Annotated in this window: 20 protein-coding genes; 7 read left to right on the top strand and 13 right to left on the bottom strand. The window is 44.5% G+C overall.

Annotated elements, in window-relative coordinates; all coding sequences use genetic code 11:
• The first annotated feature begins 9 nt into the window (after nucleotides 1-9).
• The 6 genes from pilW (at nucleotide 10) to R7R24_RS08045 (ending at nucleotide 8,999) form a co-directional block, all read left to right on the top strand.
• A complete protein-coding gene (gene pilW / locus R7R24_RS08070) occupies nucleotides 10-735 on the top strand; it encodes a type IV pilus biogenesis/stability protein PilW (RefSeq protein WP_017820928.1) in 726 nt (241 codons plus the stop codon).
• A 267-nt stretch (nucleotides 736-1,002) separates the two neighbouring features.
• Nucleotides 1,003-1,932, top strand: a complete 930-nt coding sequence (locus R7R24_RS08065) for a phosphate/phosphite/phosphonate ABC transporter substrate-binding protein (protein ID WP_054577884.1) — start codon at nucleotides 1,003-1,005, stop codon at nucleotides 1,930-1,932.
• Nucleotides 1,932-4,088, top strand: a complete 2,157-nt coding sequence (locus R7R24_RS08060) for a GGDEF domain-containing phosphodiesterase (protein WP_054577885.1) — start codon at nucleotides 1,932-1,934, stop codon at nucleotides 4,086-4,088. Before R7R24_RS08065 ends, R7R24_RS08060 begins: the two co-directional genes overlap by 1 nt.
• 155 nt (nucleotides 4,089-4,243) lie before the next feature.
• A complete protein-coding gene (locus tag R7R24_RS08055) occupies nucleotides 4,244-7,420 on the top strand; it encodes a response regulator (RefSeq protein ID WP_081008261.1) in 3,177 nt (1,058 codons plus the stop codon).
• A gap of 9 nt (nucleotides 7,421-7,429) precedes the next feature.
• On the top strand, nucleotides 7,430-7,906 hold the full coding sequence (locus R7R24_RS08050) for a hypothetical protein (protein WP_017633987.1): 477 nt from the start codon (nucleotides 7,430-7,432) through the stop codon (nucleotides 7,904-7,906).
• 1 nt (nucleotide 7,907) lies between these two features.
• Entirely contained in the window at nucleotides 7,908-8,999 is a 1,092-nt protein-coding gene (locus R7R24_RS08045; protein ID WP_054577886.1) for a hypothetical protein, read from the top strand.
• A gap of 151 nt (nucleotides 9,000-9,150) precedes the next feature.
• Here the strand turns inward: R7R24_RS08045 and R7R24_RS08040 are convergent, their stop codons facing one another.
• The 4 genes from R7R24_RS08040 to R7R24_RS08025 all read right to left on the bottom strand — a co-directional run bounded on the left by R7R24_RS08040 (nucleotide 9,151) and on the right by R7R24_RS08025 (nucleotide 11,078).
• Nucleotides 9,151-9,462, bottom strand: coding sequence for a hypothetical protein (locus R7R24_RS08040; protein ID WP_054577887.1), 312 nt, complete (start codon nucleotides 9,460-9,462; stop codon nucleotides 9,151-9,153).
• 202 nt (nucleotides 9,463-9,664) lie between these two features.
• Entirely contained in the window at nucleotides 9,665-10,099 is a 435-nt protein-coding gene (locus tag R7R24_RS08035) for a DUF962 domain-containing protein (RefSeq protein ID WP_005377800.1), read from the bottom strand.
• A 119-nt stretch (nucleotides 10,100-10,218) separates the two neighbouring features.
• Nucleotides 10,219-10,572, bottom strand: a complete 354-nt coding sequence (locus tag R7R24_RS08030; RefSeq protein WP_054577888.1) for an MmcQ/YjbR family DNA-binding protein — start codon at nucleotides 10,570-10,572, stop codon at nucleotides 10,219-10,221.
• 23 nt (nucleotides 10,573-10,595) lie between these two features.
• Nucleotides 10,596-11,078 (bottom strand): MarR family winged helix-turn-helix transcriptional regulator, encoded by a 483-nt coding sequence (locus R7R24_RS08025; RefSeq protein WP_017633984.1) that lies wholly within the window; start codon nucleotides 11,076-11,078, stop codon nucleotides 10,596-10,598.
• Nucleotides 11,079-11,188: 110 nt separating this feature from the next.
• On the opposite strand from R7R24_RS08025, the gene R7R24_RS08020 reads away from it, so the two are divergent.
• Nucleotides 11,189-12,076: a DMT family transporter gene (locus tag R7R24_RS08020; RefSeq protein ID WP_005385740.1), complete on the top strand. Its 888-nt coding sequence runs from the start codon at nucleotides 11,189-11,191 to the stop codon at nucleotides 12,074-12,076.
• 132 nt (nucleotides 12,077-12,208) lie between these two features.
• Here R7R24_RS08020 and R7R24_RS08015 read toward each other — a convergent pair whose 3' ends face one another.
• The 9 genes from R7R24_RS08015 to R7R24_RS07975 all read right to left on the bottom strand — a co-directional run bounded on the left by R7R24_RS08015 (nucleotide 12,209) and on the right by R7R24_RS07975 (nucleotide 22,956).
• Entirely contained in the window at nucleotides 12,209-13,531 is a 1,323-nt protein-coding gene (locus tag R7R24_RS08015; RefSeq protein WP_081007901.1) for an EAL domain-containing protein, read from the bottom strand.
• A gap of 520 nt (nucleotides 13,532-14,051) precedes the next feature.
• The gene (gene gabT / locus R7R24_RS08010) at nucleotides 14,052-15,323 is read right to left on the bottom strand and encodes a 4-aminobutyrate--2-oxoglutarate transaminase (protein ID WP_054574099.1); all 1,272 of its coding nucleotides are present in this window, start codon (nucleotides 15,321-15,323) and stop codon (nucleotides 14,052-14,054) included.
• A 14-nt stretch (nucleotides 15,324-15,337) separates the two neighbouring features.
• Nucleotides 15,338-16,765, bottom strand: a complete 1,428-nt coding sequence (locus tag R7R24_RS08005) for an NAD-dependent succinate-semialdehyde dehydrogenase (protein ID WP_054574098.1) — start codon at nucleotides 16,763-16,765, stop codon at nucleotides 15,338-15,340.
• Nucleotides 16,766-16,819: 54 nt separating this feature from the next.
• A complete protein-coding gene (gene aguA / locus R7R24_RS08000; RefSeq protein WP_054574097.1) occupies nucleotides 16,820-17,902 on the bottom strand; it encodes an agmatine deiminase in 1,083 nt (360 codons plus the stop codon).
• 12 nt (nucleotides 17,903-17,914) lie between these two features.
• Complete coding sequence (aguB, locus tag R7R24_RS07995; RefSeq protein WP_005377808.1) at nucleotides 17,915-18,781, bottom strand: N-carbamoylputrescine amidase; 867 nt, start codon at nucleotides 18,779-18,781, stop codon at nucleotides 17,915-17,917.
• Between the two features lie 17 nt (nucleotides 18,782-18,798).
• Nucleotides 18,799-20,076 (bottom strand): NAD(P)/FAD-dependent oxidoreductase, encoded by a 1,278-nt coding sequence (locus tag R7R24_RS07990; protein ID WP_005377810.1) that lies wholly within the window; start codon nucleotides 20,074-20,076, stop codon nucleotides 18,799-18,801.
• A gap of 37 nt (nucleotides 20,077-20,113) precedes the next feature.
• On the bottom strand, nucleotides 20,114-21,598 hold the full coding sequence (locus tag R7R24_RS07985) for an aldehyde dehydrogenase (protein WP_054577889.1): 1,485 nt from the start codon (nucleotides 21,596-21,598) through the stop codon (nucleotides 20,114-20,116).
• Nucleotides 21,599-21,633: 35 nt separating this feature from the next.
• A complete protein-coding gene (gene puuR / locus R7R24_RS07980) occupies nucleotides 21,634-22,191 on the bottom strand; it encodes an HTH-type transcriptional regulator PuuR (protein ID WP_005377813.1) in 558 nt (185 codons plus the stop codon).
• A gap of 18 nt (nucleotides 22,192-22,209) precedes the next feature.
• Nucleotides 22,210-22,956, bottom strand: coding sequence for a gamma-glutamyl-gamma-aminobutyrate hydrolase family protein (locus R7R24_RS07975; protein ID WP_191116076.1), 747 nt, complete (start codon nucleotides 22,954-22,956; stop codon nucleotides 22,210-22,212).
• Nucleotides 22,957-23,237 lie beyond the last annotated feature (281 nt).

Genomic DNA, 23,237 nt, shown 5'->3' with positions numbered 1-23,237 from the left:
GGATAAAGAATGAAAACAGCAAAGCTCGGTGCACTAATATTATTGTCTCAGTTTGCACTCGTGGGTTGCGTGACGGTGAAAGAAGATGGAAGCCCTGTCGTTAAAGCCGATCCTGTGGCAATGGCAGAATCACGTATCGCACTTGGCTTAGGTTATTTAGACGGCGGTAACATGATTCGCGCGCACGATAACTTACAACAAGCCTTAAACCACGCACCTCAATACTATCGCGCGCAATTATCTATGGCTCACTACTACGAAACGGTTGGTGAAGATATTAAAGCCGAACAGATGTATAAACGCTCTCTACGCCAACACACTAAAAACGGAAATGTGCTCAATAACTACGGTACTTTTCTTTGCAAGCGAGGTGACTTCGAAAAAGCCGATCAGATGTTTAATCGAGCCATTGAGCAGCCTTATTACTACCTTATTCCAGCGAGCTATGAGAATGCAGCTTTTTGTGCGCTAAAATCACAAGATAAAGACAAAGCGAGATACTACTTTACTAGAGCTATCGATCATGATCCCCATAGACCAAAATCGATTTTGCAACTCGCTAAAATAGAAATTGATAGCGGTGATTATACTGAAGCTAGAATTCGATTAATGAGATTCAATCAAATGTATGGCGTGAAGAAGCCCTCTTTGCAACTCATGATTCAACTTGAACGTGCAGCAGGCAATGAAGCTCTCGAGAAAAAGTATCAAAAACAATTGGAAAAATTTTCTTAGTACAAAATAGCGATACATAAGGCGCATTAGCTCACAGCCAATACAGCGCTTGACCAAGAATCCAGTGAATTCAGACTCACGGTGATACATTCATTCTGTACATAAACGTCAAATTCGGTACTATTTGAACGGAATAAGTGACCAAGTCACATTATAAAAAGTGCGCACACAACGAAATTTGTACATCATACTGTTTTTAAGATTGATTTCGGCACATTGATAAATACTAAATATTACTGACATGCACCAGAAGGAAGTTGAAGCCGGATGAAACCTGCCTGCACTCTGTTATTACTCACTTTGCTGAGTTCACCTTTTGTCGTCAGTGCACAAGAAAATATTGAGAAAACATTCACATTTGGCATTGTGTCCAATAAAGCCCAAAGCAAAATCAAAAAAGCGACGCCCCTTACTCAGTATGTAACTGAAAATATGGCTGAATATGGTTACGCAAAAGGGGCGGTAAAGGTATTTAAAAATTATCGTCAGCTCGCGGTTGCGCTTGAAAATGGCACCGTTCAAATTGCAACGGCGACCCCCTTTAATGCGATGACCTTAGAAAAGCAGTCTAATAGCCAAGTCCTTGCTATACGATGGAAAAAAGGCCTGCAAAAATATCATACGGTGTTCTTTACTAATAAAGAGAGTGGCATTGAGTCACTTTCTGACCTGCGCGGAAAAACGCTTGTTTTCGAAAAGCGCACGTCTACCAGCAGCTATTACCTACCTGCGATTACATTGCTGAATCACGGAGAAAAACTGCAATACCTTCCCTCTCCTGATGACAAACCGGCCAAAGACAGCATTGGTTATTTATTCCTTGATGAGCAACTCGCTCAGTCAAATGAAATCAACCTATCTGTATGGGTATATAAACAGAGAGTTGCAGCAGGAGCATTCAGTAACTTCAACTGGAACAATCCCAAAGATTTGCCAGAGAACATGAAAGACAAACTAGCGATTTTTTCTCGTTCTGTTGAAATACCCAGGGATTTGATTCTCGCTTCTCCAAGCATGAGCCTAGAGCAACAGCGTAAAATCACGTCCATACTGCTTGATATGGATACAACTCACGAAGGCTCTCTCGCACTTAAAAAGTTTCAGAACACCAAAAAATTCAGCGCACTTACTCCAGAAATGCGAGCCTCCTTAAGTACAGTGCGCAAGTCAGTTCACTTGTTACCGAAGGTGGATTGATGTTTCAAAAGCTCTCACTCGAAACCAAATACATTTGCTCGACAATGTTCGTTGTCTTGTTTGTTGTGGTGATAAATCTTGCGTTATACATGCACGGTTACGATGCGTATTCAAATAGCTTAACTCAACAAATCACGAACAACTCTCAAGAAAAAACCGAATCTTACGTTAAGCAAAAAGGGTTGGTTTATGCAGAGCTATTATCAAAACAGCTTTTTGATCCACTCTATACAGACAATATCAGTCAAGCGTATGAGCAAATTAAGGCAACATTGAGCCAGCCAGATGTCTCGAAAATACATGTTGTTGACAATGAAGGGCTAATCTTTCACGACGGTACTACTCAGCTAAGGATGTTTGCCCAACCTCATTACCGCTCTCCTTTTATTTTGAAAGCAATAGAAGAATCCAGAACTCTCGTTTCCTTTTCCAAGCATCAGTTGGAGATCGCAGCGCCGATTCAGCAATCAAACATTACTCTTGGGGCGGTATATCTTGAGCTTAACTTGATACATCTACTGGAAGAGAAAGAACAGAACATTGAACAAGTCCAAGCGATTACCTCAAACGATAAACAGAAGATGTTTAACTTGCTGCTAACGATCAGTGGGATATCCGTTCTATTCGGTAGCATCATCGCTTATGCTTTGGGGCGGTCGTTAACTAAGCCACTCAAGCAACTAAAAGATCAATTTTCAGAGTCAAATACCCAAGCGCTGCCAGTCACCGACATACAAAGCAAAGATGAAGTGGGAGAACTTATTTCGGCGTACAACAAAATGTCAAACAAAGTGAACCGATACACCAGCCGAGTTGAGTTCATGGCATACCACGATATTCTGACTTCCCTGCCAAACCGAGAAAAGTTACTCATTGATATTCAAACGCAAATAACTGACCACAAATCTCCCTCACTTGCGGTTGTGTTTATTGACTTGGATGACTTTAAGCACATTAACGATAACTACGGACATAACATTGGGGATAAATTGCTAGGCCATCTTGCTTCAGAGCTTCAAGGCCGTTTGCCGAGTTATTTTAAGCCGCTTTACCGCCTTTCTACCATCGTAAGTCGAGTAGGTGCGGACGAATTTGTACTGGCCTTTCCGTGCTCGGACAATCATGAAGCTAGAGAAAAAGCGCACGCTATTCATCGCCAACTACTCTCTCCCTTTAGTTTGGAAGAGAACGATATTCAAATTACGGCAAGCCTCGGAGTTGCTGTGTATCCAGAATTTGGTTCAAACGCTGAGTCTCTTTTACAGCTTTCTTCTCTTGCGGCGCAGGAATCCAAAAGACGCGGTAAAGACATTATGACGATATACGATTCCACGTTTGATGAAACGATTAAACAACGTTTATACATAGAACGAGAACTGCGTCGTTCAGTACGTGATTTGTCTCAATTCGAGCTGTGGTATCAACCACAATTTGATCTAAAAACCTATCGCCTAATTGGGGTCGAAGCATTGGTTAGGTGGAATCATCCCGAGAAAGGTTATATCAGTCCAGAATCGTTTATCCCGATCGCAGAACAAAGTGATTTAATATTGGAGCTTGGAGAACATATCATTGAGACGGCAGTTGCTCAGCGGGCAATGTGGGCAGAACATTTCGGTACTGATTTTCACATCGCATTAAACTTGTCCCCAAGACAAATCTATCGCCAAGATTTAAGTCAATTATTTTCTAAGTATTTACAACGACATGATGTCGCCCCTCAAACCATTCATGTTGAAGTGACAGAGTCACTTTTTATTGATGATACAGAGAAAGCTCAATATGTGCTTAAAAAACTACAAAGTATCGGAGTGGAAGTTTGGCTAGATGACTTTGGCACAGGATATTCTGCCCTTGCCTACCTGCAACATATGGCTTTTGACGGGCTCAAGATTGATCGTTCATTTATCGCTCAAATCCGAAAAAGCGATCAAGACGATTCATTAGTTCGCGCGATTGTATCCATGGCTCACAACCTAAGAATGAAAGTAGTAGCCGAAGGCGTAGAAACTCAAACTCAACTCACACGAATGGAGTCTCTCCACTGTGACGTCGTACAAGGTTTTTTCTTAGGTAGACCTGTACCTGCCGAGGAATTGATTGCATTTGAATACCAACGAGGGAGTGGCGCTCAAAGCGTCAATCACTTTGCTTAGAACGCCGTTTTGTTAACTATTGCCGCTTAGCGCGTTAGTACTCGTAATGCAATATCGGTCACACTTCCCCCACCCATTAATATGAATTTTCTCTTAAAATCTAACATCTAAGATAAATAAACTACACTTTTCATATCAACTTCTTGGATATGGAAATGCGCGTGGTAGGAATCTTTTCTTGGAACAACCTGTCGGTAAAACAAAAGCTATTTGGGTTGGTTTTGCTGCCAATTTTATTGTTGCTTGTCCTCGCGGGTAAACATGTACAAAGCCTTTCTATCCAGGCTCAGGAACTACAAAAAGCACAGTTATTCTCTGTCTACATCGACCGCGTATCTTCGCTTTATCACCTACCGAATAACCCTGATGTAATAGATAAGCAACTAAAAACTCAGCAGATATCTCAATTGTTACGCGACACCGCTGCACCAGTATTCGGTGAAAACGCTGAGATACTAAACCAGTTGATAAGCTTTGAGGAAGCAACCCTCTCGATGCTCTCTTCGCAAAATCAAGAAGAAAAGTTAGATGCAGCAGAGTGGCGCGCTGATACGTTCAAAGAAATCCTCATGAGCTTAGACAAAGTCTATTTTAGAAATGTGAGTTATGAAACAAACACTCACCTTTCTTCTTTGATGCAACTTGAATGGTTGATGTTTTGGTCCACTGAAGAGCATAGATTAAGCGAATATTTGATTCGATCTTCAGAGGAAAATAACGAGTATGACCTCACAACACAGGCTTCTATCCAATCTTTAATCCAGAACCAACAACTATTTCTAGAGCGTTTTGTGACGCTAAATGCCAATCAACAACAAGTAGATCTGCTCATTGAGACGTTTACGGGTGAAGTCTTTATCAAAAGCCAAGAGTTTCGTGCTTATTTATTGCAACCAGCTCAACTCAAATCATTAACCCCGGATGAGATTGATGCGGGGTTATCTGCACTCAACAAACGCTTATCGTTATTACAAAGTGTTGACGACAAAATGGAACAACAGCTGAGTGATGATATATCAAAGACAATCAACACGACGACACAGCGCCGCTTTACCTTTATCGCAATGATGAGCCTTTTAACGCTGTTGGTCGTAAGTTTAACGCTAAGATTGGTGCGAAAAGTTACTGGAAACTTGAATCTAGTCCTCAAATTTCTCAGTAACGAAAGCAATGAACAAAGTAACACTGAAAATTCACCTCTTGCTCAACTAATAAAGGGTAAAGACGAGCTGAGTAAGTTTGCTCGAGAGGTAAAAAAGCTTAGTGATGAGCGGATGTTGTCCAGACTAAAGCTCACACAAGCTAAAGAAGATGCAGAACAAGCAAAAGATGATGCAATTAAGGCGAGTAAAGCCAAAAGTAGCTTTTTGGCCAACATGTCCCACGAGATCCGCACGCCGCTAAATGGCGTTATTGGCATCTCTGAAGTGTTATCCGATACTTCCCTGACTGCCACACAACGCGATTACGTCGACACGATTGAAACCTCCTCCCAACTGCTTTTGAGTTTAATTAATGACGTTCTAGACTTCTCAAAAATTGAATCTGGGATGTTGCTCATTAGCCCACATTCAACTTGTGTTCGAGAGTCTATCTATGACATTGCTTCTATCATTTCACCGAAAGCAAAGGAAAAAGGCATCGATGTGCAAGTCAACATTAGCCGTAACACGCCTTACCACGTAATGTTGGATGACCATCGTATACGCCAAGTTGTCATGAACTTCATGTCTAACGCGGTAAAATTTACCGAACAAGGCAGTGTAGAGCTATCGGTCATCACCCGCGAAATTAAAAATGGTGAAGCGGTCATCGAGTTTTCCGTTAAAGATTCTGGGATTGGTATTGATGCCCAGCAGCAAAAGAAAATATTTGCTCCATTTGCCCAAGAGGATAACTCTACTACCCGACAATTTGGGGGAACTGGACTTGGGCTTGCCATTAGCACGCAATTAGTTGAGCTAATGGGTGGAGAAATTCAACTTGAATCCGAGAAAGGTAAAGGCAGTCGCTTCTTCTTTGAACTAACTGCTCCTGTTGTGACGCAAGAGTTTAACGCTTATCACGCTCTGAATCACAACGATATATGGATTGTATGCAGCAGTACTCAACTAGAACAAAAACTGCGTAACGAGTTAAGTTTTTTCAACATCAATATAACGCAGTCAGTAGATACCTTAAGTGCGTTGCCAACGTGGATTGATAACGAGCGCGTTATCGTTATTCATGTAGAAGCATCACCAAATGCAGCGGCGATGCATATCGATGAGATAGAAAGCCTTTGTAAACGAAACATTCGTGTCTGCCTCATCAAGCACCTTCATAGCCCACAATTCGACTTTAGAAACAGTATCAGCGCCTTGGTCACTCAGCCACTACTAGGGCAGCGCTTAATTAAAGCACTTGAAAGTTGTGCGGCAAATTTCTCGCACGCACAACAAGAGAGCACTTCAGCGCAACATGTTAAATCTCTGCCGAAAATTTTGGTCGTTGATGACAATACGGTCAATCAAAAAATCGCGGGGCTACACGTCACAAAAGCTGGCTTCGACTTTGATGTCGCAGTAAACGGACAAGAAGCGGTTGAGAAATTTCAACAGAATCAGTACAGCCTAATTTTAATGGACTGCATGATGCCCGTAATGGATGGATTTGAAGCCACCCAAATAATTCGTCAAATAGAAGTAAAAGAAAAACGCGCTTTCAGAATTCCGATTATTGCTCTAACGGCAAGTGTGGTCGATGACGATATACAAAAATGCTTTGACGTTGGAATGGATGACTATGTGCCCAAACCGTTTAAAGCAGGGTTGCTTAAAGAGAAGTTAGATAAGGCAATTGGGTTACGTGTTTCCAACACGACGCATGCTGAACCACACCAAGAGAACACTACTCCCGATACAACTCATGAACTACCTGCAAGTTCTAAGCAACCAGAAGCAACGGTAACGCCTATTCGCTCCGAACGTATCTTGCTTGTCGAAGATAATAGAGTAAACCAGAAAGTGGCTTCTCTATTGCTATCTAAAGCAGGTTATCAATTCGAAGTCGCTGAAAACGGGCAAATTGCAGTCGAAATGTTCCAAAAAGATGGAAAGTTTGATGTTATTTTGATGGATTGCATGATGCCCATAATGGATGGGTTCGAAGCTTCTAGGCAAATTAGAGCTTATGAAGCGAGTAAAGGATTAGCTAAGACGCCCATTATCGCATTAACAGCAAGCGTCGTTGATGATGATATTCAACGCTGCTTTGATTCAGGAATGGATGCCTACGTACCAAAGCCTGTGCGCAAAGAAAAACTGTTGTATCAAATTGAACAAGCAATGTAGGTGGATTCTATGAGTAGAAATCATTCTCGCGTTGCTTTTCCTTTGCGTTACATAAAACGCTATCTGTTTATTCTGATTGCCCTTCTTTCATTAAATTGCCAAGCTCTCGCTGCAGAGAGCTACGCCGTTTTCTCATTTAATGACGAATTCTCTCCGCTCACTGTCAATAAAGCGCGAAAGTTGTACAGAGGGAAGACGCAACTTTTACAAGGCCAGCGAATTGAACTCTCTGACTGGCCTGCGACATCAACAGAAAGAGCTGAGTTCTATCGTTATCTTCTCAACAAAAATTTAGCGCAAATGAACGCGCATTGGGCAAGCTTGTCTTTTTCAGGTAAAGCTAGACCGCCAAAAGTGATTGCACGCTCCAGCATTGATGACCTCATAGCATGGATGCAAGAGAAGCCGAATAGAATTGGTTATGCCCCAACATCGAGCGTCCCAAGTAATGCTCATGTTTTATGTGTGGTTAGCTCGGAGAATTGATATGAAAAAATATTTAACCATGTTATCGCTGAGTATCGCGACCTTTCCGAGCTCAGCCACGATTGAGCTAACAGAACAACTTTCTTTAAGTGGTTTTGGCTCTACGTCGTGGGCAAAATCCGATAACCCAACTACGGTACTAGTTAACCGCTTTATTGGCGATGAATCTTGTTTCGATTGCGATACCACTTTCGGCATGCAGCTCGATTATTTTCACAAGGCATTTCGGGCATCCGCACAAGTCGTAAAGCGCCCGCAAGACCATTGGAGCTCGCCTCAGCTCGAGTGGGCGTATTTGGCTTATACCTATAAAAACATAGAAATACGAGGAGGACGCTTAAGACTGCCACTGTTTTTGATGTCTGAGTACAACTATGTCGGCCACGCTTTTACCCAAGCCCGCCCACCGAATGAGGTATATGACAGCATTCTAGGTATCACGGCTTATAACGGCCTATCTGCACGCTGGATTCATGACCTCAATGAGCAAGTCGTACTTACCGCCATGCCGTTTGTCGGGTTTAAAGACAATAGTGACGTAACCATCAATGAACGTACTGAATTGGAAATTGAGTCAAACAACACTGCAGGGATGAACTTAACGCTAAGCGGAGAGAGTTATCGTTGGAATTTTTCCTACCTCCACGGCGATTATGATCAAACAACGACGCTCTCTAACATTGAGCAATCCACTCCCGGTGGCGGAACCACAATCATTGACCGTCTAGTTGAAACAGAAAAAAACAACACGATCGATCTGTTTTCTCTAGGGTTAAGATACGAGCTCGATAACATTGTGATTATGGCAGAAGGACAGACCAGCAATCTTTCCTCATCTTGGTACGCGACAACAAGTTATAATGTAAACAAGCTAACTCCTTATATTGTTTACGGTCAGCAGTTTAATAGTCGGGATAAAAAAAGTGGAGACAGTTTCTTACTCGGATTGAGATACGACCTAGATTACAACGTTTCCCTAAACGCAGAATGGCAAAGGTTCAACGCCTACAATAATAGCTCTGGCGCGTTTTCATCAGCCCCAAAGGATGACAGTGCGAGCCTTTATACGCTAATGCTCAACTTCGTTTTTTAATGTTTCTTACAGTACCAATTTCCACAACGCTAGGGGCTGTTGCATTAAGAAGGCTTTTTGCAACACGTAACTAAACGCTAAACGACTGGAAGGGGTAAAATCGAACAGTTCAGATAGGTAAGTGGCAATCCAAACACAGACAAAGGTTACTCTATTTCGGTTTGTTTTGATTGTCTTTTAACCGCTTTTCTTTGCGTCGCAGTGCCCGGAAAAACTTTGACTCTTCGTGGTACCAACCAAGGACACTAATTGGAAAGCCCACGAGCATCATAATAAAAACATCCGCAGGGAGTTGTTCCCAAATGTCGCTTAAAGAATGCAGCTCTCCAAAAATGAACAAACCGATGACTTTACCAAGCAGTAATGCACAACAAATCATAAAGAAGGACTTTAATATATAGTGCCATTTGCCTTTTTTACGCTCTTCTCTCCAATAGGCATATTTATATTGTCGGTCGTACATTCATCCCCCTAAAGTAAACTTGCCGTAAGTTTAAGTATCTCGATAGCGTAAAGTGCGTTGGCACCTCTTTAATCATAGTGCGTATCTAAAGTGAATGCTTGTCGTGGCAATAAGAAGGAGAGGTATTCTGTAGTAAGAGCTACATAATCTCTGAACGTTATATGTCTTGTGTCATTCGGATGATGCCTGATTTTGCTTATCGCTAGTGTTTTCTGAACACCCAAATCGGGCCGATGAGTAGAAACTGTAAATCCTCAAAAAACGACGGTTTTTTACCTTCAATCTTGTGACCGATAAATTGCAATATCCACAATACACCAAACAAGAGCATAGAAATATGCAGAACGGGCAACATCAATACCTCTAGAGACCAAATAAGGCCAATGCACGCTAATGTGTAGCCGATCATCATCATGAATACGCTCAGAGACAAACGAAAATAGAAAACCCAAGTGGGGATCACCGCTACCCAAACCCAATTAAGTTCGAAGCCTAATAATGAAATCTGGGGAATCGACCAAATAAGTCCAACCACAGAAAGGTAAATACCTGGAACTGCGATTGTGTGAATCTTTTGGTTGATAGGGTTTTGGTGACTCTCCCCGTATTCTTTTAGCCATTCAGATAATGCTCGCATATCATTCCCCTTTTCCACCTTCTTATTCTTATATAGCCCGAGGATGAAAAAGGTGCGAATTTTTCCGTAAAGGCTACGAGCAACGAGCGACAAAACAACAGAGGCCAGTGCGTTGCCGATTACTCACCAAGCAACGCTCGTTGTGCTTTCGGCAGCTTGGCAACGACAAGAGCATAAGAGCGTTCACACAAATCTTGAATCAACCCATCCTCGACATCACCGTTAAAATAAACCGTTATCCAATGACGCTTATTTAAGTGATAACCCGGGATAATGTCCGTAAACTGCGACGTTAAGACTTCTCCATCTTCTGGTTTTACTTTTACGCTGACATACTCCCGACCTTTTCTCTCTGCAATGATGGCAAACATCTTGCCTTTGATTTTGTAAACAAGCGCTTCAGGCCCAAATGGGAAATCGCTTTCTGCACACATGAAGGTACTTAAGTATTGTTCTAGTTCTTTGCTTTTCATATCCCCTGCCTCCTTCTGCGTTCTCATTCAAATTGTGGCAATAGCAATTTTAACGCCTGGTTAACCTGCTCTTTTTCATTGCCTTCTAAACCATGCAATAACGATTGCTGAACGTCTACATGCTCCAAAATTAGCTTGTCAATTAAGGTTAAGCCTTGCTCTGTTAGTTCAACGGTGACGCTACGTCGGTCTTCTTTGCTATGGGTTCTGGTAATAAACCCTTTCTTCTCTAGTTTATCTAAGCGATTAGTCATCGCACCCGAAGTGAGCATCATCGACTCTATTAACGCTGAGGGAGTAAGACAATATGGTGAACCAGCTCGACGCAGTGTCGCTAACACATCAAATTCACCCATTTTCAGATCGTACTTCTTATGTAGCTCGGCGACCCTAGATTCCATGTGTTTTGCAATTCGCATTAGTCGACCCATTATTGCCATCGGTTCAGTGTCGAGGTCTGGCTTCTCCCTCGCCCACTGCTCTACCACTCTATCAATTGCATCCATTATTTCTCTCCAAACATCATATATTTTTTATTTTAACATAAAGATACTTTACAAAAAGCCACCTTGCCGATATCGTTACATTTAATTATCTCTACATAAAGATATTTAACATGAACATTTTACTTGCGATGATTCCTGCCTTTTTTTGGGGGACGACTTACGCTGTTACTCAGTTTACTCTACCGGACTGGCCTCCCGTTTTACTTGGTGCTCTAAGGGCACTGCCTGCGGGTCTTTTGTTGCTGGCAATAAAGCCCTCGTTTCCAAAAAGAAGTGAGTGGAAAGTGCTGCTTGTTTTAGGAACCATCAACATCGCTTGCTTCTTTGGTCTCATTTTTGTCATGGCGTTGACGCTTCCTTCTGCCATCTCTGGTGTTGGTATGGTTTCGGTCCCCGTTTTTGCGATGCTGTTTGGTTGGGCGGTCTACAAACGTCAGCCTAGTGGCATTCAAGCGATAAGCGGCGCAACTTTGATTACTTTAGCTTGGTTCTTATTTGATCCTAGCTCTATTTCTCTCGAACCCGTGGGCTTACTTGCGATGATCTCCGCCATTATGTGCATCGTGATAGGAAGTAGCGTAACAAAGTCACTAGGTACAAAAATGCACTGGTGGACAGTGCTAACATGGCAGCTCATTTTGGGTGGCGTGATTATGTCTATCGCAACAAGTGTGCTGGCGATAAACAATCCAGAGCCATATGTTACGGTCGTTCAGGACGTATCCATGACGAATATTCTAGGGTTACTGTGGGTAATTATTCTGAACACTGCATTAGGGTATGGCATGTATGTATGGTTATTACAGCGGATGTCGGTCGTAGATTTTACCTTTGGTGGTATTGCAAACCCTGTCGCAGGCATTGTTTCGGGCCTACTGCTATTGGGGGAAACGTTCACTCCTCTGCAATACAGCTTAATGCTAGGAATGATCGTAATGTCATTACTACCTCAGCTCATTACGTCAATCAAAACGAAAAGAGCCGCACTCTCCTCCTAAGTAACGTTAATTCCTAACACTCTAGAAGTAATGAGAGTGTTAGGAATCCTCAAGTGTAACCCCATCAGCAGAAATCAGCGCTAACCTAGGCAACTGACACCTTTAAAACGGTACGTTTTGACATTATGGCTGTTAAGCGCTTGCAAGGTTAGTCAGGGGCTCTGGTTTAGCGTAAACATAACCTTGAATAAGGTAAATCGCATGCTGAGCCAGATATTCGACTTGAGCCTGGCTCTCTACACCTTCTGCAATCATCTCACATTCCGCTTTGTTCGCTGCAGACACAATTGAGTCCAGCACTTTCAATTTTTGGTCGTCAGATCCTATTGGATCAATAAACATCTTATCCACTTTTAAACATCGGATGCCCAAATCTTGTAGGTAAGAAAAGCCACCATATCCGGTACCAAAATCGTCAATTTTGAACTTGTAGCCTTTATTCGTTAAATACAAAATCTCTTTTTTCGCGGCCTCAGTGTCTTTTACTGGTATTCTCTCGGTCAATTCAAAATGAATTCTATTAGAGATTGGCCAATTTAACTCCGACAGCAACTTCGTTAATACACCTGACTCTAAATGGGAGGAAACAATATTGATGCTGACCCACGTATGCTCGGGTAAGTCACTTAAGTCTTGTATGATTTTACGAATAAGCTGATTGGTCATCGGGATAATCAGGCCACTTTCTTCTGCAGCACCAATAAACATATTTGGTGGCACCATTCCATCACGTCGCGACCATCGAATCAGAGCTTCATATCCTACTGTCTTACCATCGCGACTATCGACAATCGCCTGGTAGTAAGGAATAAATTCTGCATTACTAATCCCATTTTCAATTAGACCTGTAATGGATTTTCTCAAGCTTTTACCAGATATGTATGCAAAGGCAGTCACAAGACCAGCAAGCACACTTACAAGACCGCCCCACAAAAGTACTCTTTCCTGAGCATAATTTTTAAGTTTTTCACCGCTGAATATCTTGATGAGCATGTTGGCTTGAGACTCTCCTGAAAAGAAAAACTCTTTTGAGAGTGCGTTTTCTTCTCCTGCAATATTCGCTTTGCCACGGCTTATCGTTAAATCACCAAATATTGGTTCATCATACTTAAACTCTACAAATAGGCAGTCTTTGCAAGGCGTTTTTATTACCTCGTTAACCCAACTGTTATCAAGCACCCAGAAGACTTCAACGTGTTCATTATCATAAATGACCATCCACTCTATTTGGTCATTCTGTTGCGGCAAAATAAGTGATGCGAAAAAGTTTTCATCCATCTGAAATCGTTCACTACTAGATGGGCGAGACACTTCACTACCAACCGTGGAACACGTTTTTCCGCCTTTTGTGGTCATCGCAATAAAACGAATGTAACGGTTATAAAAACGTGGGTCGCGTAAAGTTCTTACATCACTATCACTACAAGTAAAATCTAACTGAGCAATCTGCTTCACTATTGCTCCGTCCAAATAGGCAGACCTTTGATTTAAATAATCTACGTAAGCATCTATTTTCGACGCTTTTACCGAGTTGACGTAAAAGTTGGTTATCGAATGAAAGGCCACTACAAATATGGCGATGGGAACTAAGCCGAGTAAAATGGCATACCTTGTATTCTTTGTTATCAAAGTTCGTCCTGCTAATCTGTCAAGCAACCTAAGTGGGATATGAATACTATCTCATTTCTATAGTCCAAAAAGTGAGGAATGACGCTCAATAAAATTATAGACTCAAGTGGCTTTCAGATGTCGGGATTTAGAATGTGAGCACCAAACCACATTCGAGGAGAACAAAGTAGCGACTAAGTGGAAAGTAAGAACGAGCCCAACTGTTAAGTCATCCGTAATAAGAGTGACAACTTGGAGCTTGAGCAATACTTTTTAGATAGGCAGCAGATACGTTAAAAAAATAAAAAGGAAACGATTGATGCCAACCGCTTCCTTGATTTGTTATTGCTATTTAAAAGTGCGTGAATTACGCCACTTCAAGAATCACTTTTTCCAACTTATCTAGGCCTTCATTTAGCACGTCAGATTCGATGGTCAATGGAGGTAACAGACGAATCACGTTCGCTTTTACTCCACAAGAAAGCAGGATAAGACCATTTTCTTGCGCTTTAGAAATCACCGCTTTGGTCATCTCTTGCAGTGGTTTGCCTGATTCTGGGTCAGTAAACTCAATCGCCATCATTGCACCCGTGGTACGGATTTCACCGATAGCAGGCACTGATTGTTGCAGTTTCGTCATACGAACATTGACCACTTCACCGATGCCCATTGCTTTAGCACACAAGTCTTCTTCTTCGATGATTTTCAGCACTTCAAGACCTGCAACACAACCAAGTGGCGAGCCCGCATAAGTGCCACCTAAACCACCGGGTAGTGCAGAGTCCATCACATCCGCTTTCCCAACTACCGCTGAGATTGGGAAACCACCAGCAATGCCTTTCGCCATTGTCATTAGGTCAGGTTCAATGCCTAGATACTCTGTTGCAAACATTTTACCGGTACGAGCAAACCCTGTTTGGATTTCATCGGCAATCAGCATGATACCGTGCTTATCACACAGCTGACGCAAGCCTTGTGCAAACGCTTCAGGTGCTTTGTAGAAGCCGCCCTCGCCTTGCACTGGCTCGAAGATAATCGCCGCAACGCGTGAAGGTTCAATATCGCAAGCAAATAGATCGTCGATCGCTTGTAAGCTTTGCTCAACGCTGATGCCGTGGAACGCATTTGGGTACGGCGCGTGGTAGATTTCGTTCGGGAAAGGACCAAAGCCCGCTTTGTACGGCGCAACTTTACCAGTTAACCCCATCGTCATATTTGTGCGACCGTGAAAGCCGCCTTTAAACGCTATCACGCCGCTACGGCCTGTATGAGCGCGTGCCACTTTTACGGCATTTTCGACCGCCTCGGCGCCAGTGGTTAGAAAGATCGCTTTCTTCTTAGTCTCACCTGGTGCAAGTTCTGTCAGCTTTTCAGCCAGCTCTACGAATGACGCGTATGGCGTAACCATCGCACACGTGTGCGAGAAGTTGTCCAACTGAGCTTTTACCGCTTCACTGATACGTTTGTGAGAATGCCCGGTGTTAGTCACCGCGATACCCGCTGCAAAGTCGATGTATTTGTTGCCTTCGATATCCCATACGTAAGCGTTTTCTGCTTTCTCGACGTAAAGTGGGTACAGTGCGCCCATGCCTTGAGCGATAACTTGGCTTCTTCTTTCGTGTAGTTGTTGGTTTGTCATTGTTTTGTCCTTAATTAGTTGCCGCCAAAGCAGAGATATTTCACGTCCATGTATTCATCGATACCTTGTTTTGCTCCTTCACGTCCGATACCGGACTGCTTAACACCACCGAAAGGAGCCACTTCAGTAGAGATCATACCTTCGTTAATGCCGACCATGCCGTATTCGAGCGCTTCTGCGATTTTCCAAACACGGTGAATGTTTTGGCTGTAGAAGTACGACGCGAGACCGTAGATGGTGTCGTTCGCCATTTCGACTAGCTGTTCGTCGCTGTCAAAACGAATCACTGGCGCGACAGGGCCAAAGATTTCCTCGGAAACAATCTTCATGTCGTGAGTAACGTCTTTGAGAACCACTGGCTGCATAAATAGACCATCGAGCTTTTTAAGCTCTGAAACCGGCTTCGCGCCTTGCTCGATAGCACCATCAATAAGCGTCTGAATGCCTTGCTTCGCTGACTCGCTGATCACTGGACCAATGTTGACCCCCTCTTCCAATCCGTTACCAACTTTGAGCTGCTGAACCGCAGCGTCAAACTTAGCAACGAATTCGTCATACACTTTGCTGTGTACATAGAAACGGTTCGCACAAACACACGTTTGACCTGCGTTACGGAATTTCGACGCCATCGCGCCTGCCACAGCTGCATCAATATCCGCATCATCGAATACGATAAATGGCGCGTTGCCACCGAGCTCCATTGAGGTACGTTTGATGTCAGCCGCGCTTTGCTGCATCAGCACGCTACCGACTTGAGTAGAGCCAGTGAAAGACAACTTACGAATCAACGGGTGTGAAGTGAAGATAGCACCGACCTGACGGGAGTTTTCCCCCAATACCACTTGCAGCACATCGCGTGGGATACCCGCTTGATAGGCAAGCTCTGCAACCGCAAACGCAGACAGCGGCGTAGATTCAGATGGTTTTACCACAAAGCTACAGCCTGCTGCTAAAGCTGGCCCTGCTTTGCGCGTGATCATCGCAATTGGGAAGTTCCAAGGTGTAATCGCACAGGCGACACCAATTGGCTGTTTGATGGTCACCAAACGCTTGTCCGCACTTGGCGCAGGAATCGTCTCACCGTAGGTACGCTTCGCTTCTTCAGCAAACCATTCGATAAAGCTCGCGCCGTAAAGCACTTCACCTTGAGCTTCCGCTAGCGGCTTACCTTGCTCTAACGTCATCAAACGGCCAAGGTCGACTTTGTTTTCTAACAGGAGTTGGAACCAACGATTGAGCATGCCAGCACGCATTTTTGCTGGCAGTGCCGCCCACTCTTTCTGCGCCACACTGGCACGTTCAATGCCATTTAAAATGTCGTTTTCGGTTGAAACTGGTGCGTACCCGAGGAGTTCTCCGGTCGCCGGATTAGTCACTGCAATGCCCTGTTGTGGATTCGCTACCATAAACGAAACAAGGCTTTGGTTTTGTATCTGTTGCATGGTCATTCCTTTTGACAACTCATCATCGCCGCTAAGCCAGCGGCGAGTTTATGTTTAAGCAGGGATCTGCTGCGTAATACAGTGAATGTTCCCTCCGCCGAGTAGAACCTCTCTCGACGGTATCGCGATGATTTGGTATTCCGGCATCGCGTTTTGCAAAATATCGATCGCCATAGCGTCGGTCTCTTCGTCCAGCATCGGCAAGAACACATGCTCGTTGACGATAAGAAAGTTCGCATAAGAGGCACTTAGGCGTTCGCCAGCTTGTCGACTCATTCCCGAACTGGCGTCAATGCCATTGGCTTCGCGCTCGCTGTAATGCAACGGACCCGGTAATGGCAAACGGACAATTTCAATATTGCGCCCTTTCGCATCGTGCTGAGATTTCAGTACTTGTTCCGCTTGACGAGATAACGCGTATTGCGGATCACTTGGGTCATCGGTCCAACTCAGTACCACCTTACCCGGAGCGATAACGTGCATCAGGTTGTCAACATGGCCGTCTGTTTCGTCATTGAATAAACCATTTGGCAACCAAATGACTTTTTCGATACCGAGATACGCCTTTAACTGCTCTTCAATTTGCGCTTTGCTCAACTGTGGATTTCGCCCCGGACTAAGTAAGCACTCTTCTGTGGTGTAAAGGGTGCCTTCACCATCGGTGTGAATCGCCCCACCTTCAAGTACAAACGGTGCGCGGTAATAATCAATACCGATGATGTCGCACACCGAGCCAGCCACAAGATCGTCTTGTTGCCAGTTATCGTAAAGCCCGTTGTATTCGCCGCCCCACGCGTTGAATTGCCAACTAATCCCACGGCGCTCGCCCGCTCGGTTAACAAGCACGGTCGGCCCGATATCGCGCATCCACGCATCGTTAAATGGGATTTCCACCAAACGTACGTCTGAGTGGAGCATTTGACGCGCTCGGTCAAAGTTGTGCGAGCATACCGCCACGCACACATTGGTCACATCCGCGATTAAGTTCGCGATTCTGGCAAAGGTTTCTTGCGCGGGTAATGCGTCATCACGCCAGTTGTCTTTCCTTTCTGGCCACGCTAGCCAAACTTCACTAACCGGCTGAAACTCAGCCGGAAAATAGAAGCCATCTTGCGCTGGTGTTGTCGATAACTTCATTTTAACGCCTCTTTAAACGGCTAGTTTGCCAACGCTGGTGTAAAGGTCTGGACGACGGTCGCGGAACAAGCCCCACGCGTGACGCGCTTTCGCTGTCGTAGCGAGGTCGATTTCTGCGTAAATGATGGTTTCACCTTCACGCGGTGCTTCGGCAATTTTTGCACCAGTGTGGTCAGTGATAAAAGAAGAGCCATAGAACGTCGTCTCGATACCATCATCGACTTCAGTGCCCACTCGGTTTGACGCAATCACTGGAACGAGGTTTGCTGCCGAGTGACCTTGCATTGTACGTTGCCAGTGGTCACGTGAATCCAGTGTCGGATCTTGAGGCTCAGAACCGATTGCAGTTGGGTAAAAAATCGCTTCCGCGCCGTGCAGAGCCAAGCTGCGTGCAAGCTCTGGAAACCATTGGTCCCAGCAAATGCCAGCACCGAACTTACCGAACTTGGTTTGCCACACTTTGAAACCGGTATCGCCAGGGCTAAAGTAGTACTTCTCGCTGTAGCCCGGGCCGTCAGGAATGTGTGACTTGCGGTAGTTATCTAGTACCGTACCATCGGCATCAATCATCACTAGCGAGTTAAAAAACGTATTGCCCGCTTTTTCAAAGTAGCTGACAGGAATCACCACGCCGAGCTCTTTAGCCAACGCACTCATCTCTTTAATAAGACGACAATTCTCCGTTTCTTCTGCAAGCTCGAAATACTTTGCTTCTTGTTTTTTGCAGAAGTAAGGCGCAGCGAACAGCTCTTGCGGAAGAATCACGTTTGCACCGTTTTGTGCTGCTTCACGAATCGCCTTTTTTGCTTTGGCTAAGTTATCTTCCAGATCCCAGCTTTTCGTCAGTTGAAGGGCTGCAAATTTCACTACTTTACTCATTGGATATTCCTTATCTCTTAAATCGCCAGTTTGTCACGTAGGTTATAGTAAGCCGCGCCCATTGCCGTAAACGGAATTTGGAAGTGGCGGCCCCCCGGGAAGGAGTAATGTTTCAGTGCAGCAAACGCGTCAAAGCGTTCTGCGTGTCCGGTCAGAGCTTCGGCCAGCAACTTACCTGCTAGGTGAGTACACGTTACACCGTGACCGCTGTAGCCTTGTAGGTAGTAAATGTTGTCTGCAAACGAGCCAAATTGCGGCATGCGTGAGTAAGTCAGCAAGAAGTTACCTGTCCAGGTGTAATCAATCTTGATGCCTTTCAATTGTGGGAAGACTTTTTCCATCTTCGGACGGATCAGTGCTTCGATGTTTTCTGGGTCACGTGCTCCGTAAACCACACCACCTCCGAACAACAAACGCTTGTCGGCGGTTAAGCGGAAGTAGTCCAGCAAGTAGTTACAGTCCTCAACGCAGTAGTCACTGGTCAGCACTTGTTTTAGCTGCTCATCACTCAAAGGCTGAGTCGCCACCACTTGTGTGCCACACGGAATCGCTTTGTTGCTGATGTTTGGTGCCAAACCACCAAGGTAGGCGTTACCTGCCAGTACCACGTACTTGCTCTTCACGCTGCCTTTCGCCGTTTTCACTACTGGGTTAATACCTTTATCAATCGACACGACCGCCGACTGCTCAAAGATTTGACCACCTAGAGACGTAAACGCAGCAGCTTCACCCAATGCCAGTTTAAGCGGGTGAATGTGACCACCGCGCATATCCAGTAAGCCGCCAGTGTATACTTTAGTGCCTACCGCTTGTTCTACCTCTCCTGCGTCAAGCAGAGTCAGTTGGTCGTTGCCGTAACGCTCCCAGTTCTTCTTATGTTCTTCTAGCCCTTTGAGTTGTTTACTGTTCAGTGCCGTGAACAAGCCGCCTTGCTTGTAATCACAGTTGATGTCGTATTTGTCGATCAGGCCACGGATGATATCGCCGCCTTCAAAAATCATATCGCACAGAGCTTTGGCTTGGTTTTGGTCGTAACGGCTTTCAATCACGTCAACATCTCGGCTGTAGCTGTTAACGATTTGGCCACCGTTACGACCAGTTGCTCCAAAGCCCACTTTTGCGCTTTCTAACACAACGACTTTAAAACCTTTTTCTGCAAGGTGTAGTGCAGAAGAAAGACCAGAAAATCCCGCACCGACTACACACACATCGCACTCGATGTCGTTTTGCAACTGTGGGTATTCCGGCATGTTTGGCACAGAGTGCGCGTAGAACGAATCCGTATGCTTGTTCATAGAACTATTCCTTTATTTATCGTAATCGTCAGCAGGCTTAAGGATGGAGGCGAATCCAAGTGGTTTTGGTTTCGGTGAATTTTTCAATCGCGTGGAGAGACTTGTCTCGACCGTTTCCGCTCATTTTGAATCCACCAAATGGAACCGTCATGTCACCTTCGTTGTAGTTGTTAACCCAAACCGAGCCGGCTTGCAGTCGTTTTGCTACGCGATGAACGCGGTTGATATTGCTACTCCAGAGTGCCGCGCCTAAGCCGTACTTCGAATCGTTAGCGATCTCGATTGCTTGCGCTTCGTCTTTGAATGGAATGACACACAGCACCGGACCAAAAATTTCCTCTTGAGCGACACGCATCTTGTTGTCGACGTTGTCTAAAATGGTTGGGGAAACAAATGCACCTTGCCCATCGACATCGCCGCCACAACGTACGTTTGCACCTTCTGATTCACCTAACGAGATGTATTCCAACACTTTTGATTTATGATCTTGATCGATAAGCGCTCCCATGGATGAACTTGGGTCCATTGGGTCTTTTGGCGTGAACGCTTTCGACGCTTGAATAACTTTTTCTAAGAACTGATCTTTGATGCTTTCGTGAACAAGCAGGCGGGTTGCCGCGACGCACACCTCACCTTGGTTGTAGAAACACCCTGCGGCGGTTTCTGCTGCTGCGCGATCTAAATCATCACAATCTTCAAACACGATGTTCGCGTTCTTGCCACCCGCTTCTGCAAACACACGCTTTAGGTTGCTCTCACCCGATCTGACCATCAGTTGACCTGCAATGCGCGTCGAGCCTGTGAAGGCGATGCAGTCTACGTCTTGGTGTTTCGCCAGCGCGTCGCCAGCTTCATGACCAAAACCCGTAACGACTTGGAAAACGCCTGTTGGTAAGCCCGCTCGAGAAGCAAGTTGACCTAGGAATATCGCGGTGAGAGAAGATTTCTCTGACGGTTTTAGAATCACGCTGTTACCAGCGGCTAAAGCAGGGCCAAGCTTCCAGCACGCAAGCCAAAGGGGGAAGTTCCACGGTACAACCGCAGCAACCACACCAATTGGTTGATGAGAAATAAAAGCGTGTACATCTTTTTCAGTTGGGGCAACTTCGCCGTATACTTTGTCGATTGCTTCTGCGTACCAGCGTAATGCACTCGCCGCACCAGGAATATCGGTAGAGAAGCTGTGAGAGATAGGCTTACCGGTATCAAGCGTTTCTAGCAGAGCCAATTCTTCTTGGTTTTGATCAATCAAGTCAGCAAACTGTTTAAGCACTGCTTTGCGATGAGCTGGGCTGCTCTCGCTCCACTGACCGGATTGAAATGCTTGGCGAGCGTATGAAACCGCGAGATCAACATCTTCATTTTGGCAACGGGCGATTTCGGTGAATATCTCATCTGTTGCTGGGTTAACTACCGGGATGGTTTGCCCTGTTAAAGCGGCACTGTATTCACCGTTAATGTACGCCCTGTTTTCGATGTTTAGATTGTTTTTTAGTTCAATCCATTGCTCTTGGGTTTTCATACGCTCTCCTTGTGATCACACAAGGCAAGCCCCCACTAAAATGTGGTTGGCGTATGCGCACTTATCATTCGACAAGCCTTGTCTGTGTGATTTGTAAATCGATGGGGCTTCGTCGTATCAATAATGTACGACTCGCCCGCTGTTATGACATGAGATTGCCCTTTATATTCCAGAGTGATTTCGCCCTCTAATACGGTGCCAATCTCTTCGCCTTCGTGTTTGATTTCTGCCGCACCAGTGGTTCCATAAGGTGCGTATTCCTCGATCAAGAATCCGATGACTTGATCTTTGTCGCCATTCGTTACCAGTTTCATGGACACCGTCTCGCTCCCGATTTCCACAAGATCTGACGGCTTGATGACTACTTTCACTTCATCGTTCGAAGGTTGTTCAAAAGTGAAAAACTCTGATAACGATAAAGAAAATACATTAACGATTTTTTGTAGTGAGCTGACCGACGGGCTCACTTTGCCATTTTCAATGGATGAGATTGCACTGTGGGTAATACCTGCGCGCTCGGCTAGTTCCCTTTGTGACAATCCATGTTTTTTTCGTAACTGAACAATATTTTTACCAATCTCTTGATTGTCCATTCATACAGCTCCAAACGTTTAACGAGAGGTAGCCATCATAAATTCATTGAACAAAATTTGAGAGAAATGATTGGTTTTTGCTTCCCATTCTGGGTGCCACTGCACGCCAACGAAAAATTTTTGATTAGGAAGACTAAATGCTTCTACCAAGCCATCCGGGGCTTTAGCTTCTACTTGTAATAGAGGAGCAAGCTGATCGACGCCTTGGTTGTGTAGTGTGTTCACTTCAAAGAAGGTGGTATTTTCCCAATGATTTTGCACCAGCCATTGTTCAAATAAGCTCTGCTTTTGAACTAGTACAGCGTGTGCTGGCGCGTATTTTTGTTCGAAATCTTCAACAGGCGCTTCACGATGGTCATTGAAGCCGGAGTCATGAACGGCTGGGTTTAACGAGCCACCAAGTGCGACATTCATCTCTTGAAAGCCGCGGCAAATACCAAGGCACGGAATGTTTTGGTCAACCGCATGACGAATTAACGTGAATGAGAGCTCATCACGAACTTCATCTTTGTAGCTCTCTTCGTGCGTTGCATTGTATCGATGTGGCGCAACGTTAGAGTGGCTGCCAGGAAAAAGAAAACCATCACATATGTCTAGGATGGTGGTTACGTCATCGCCCGACATGTCGGGAGCCAACATAATCGGTAGTCCTCCAAAATCCTTTATGGCGCGAAGGTAAAAGTCGTTGACCGCTTGTATCTGATAGCCACCCAACTCTTTAGCGCAGCTAACCACACCAATGATGGGTTTGTGTGTATCTGCCATGATATGTCCGTGTTCAATTTATTTAACACAAACCCTACAAACCATGTACAAAATTATCAACACAGATGACCATCATTATCGTCACAACGTGATCTGACGCACTTTTTAGGCTTCAAAACTGAATATTTATGCTCATTATATTGAACAAAACAAAACCAACTGTTACAAAATAGTTAACAGAAAGACATAAAAACCAGCCGTTAAACATCAAAAACACAGTGTAAGTGCATGTTTAAATTAAAAATAACCTAAAAAACAAACAACTCGCTCAGAGTACTGTA

The organism is Vibrio sp. 704, from assembly GCF_033339295.1.
The sequence above is the reverse complement of the archived record's forward strand: the minus strand, read 5'-3'. Positions and strand labels throughout refer to the sequence as shown.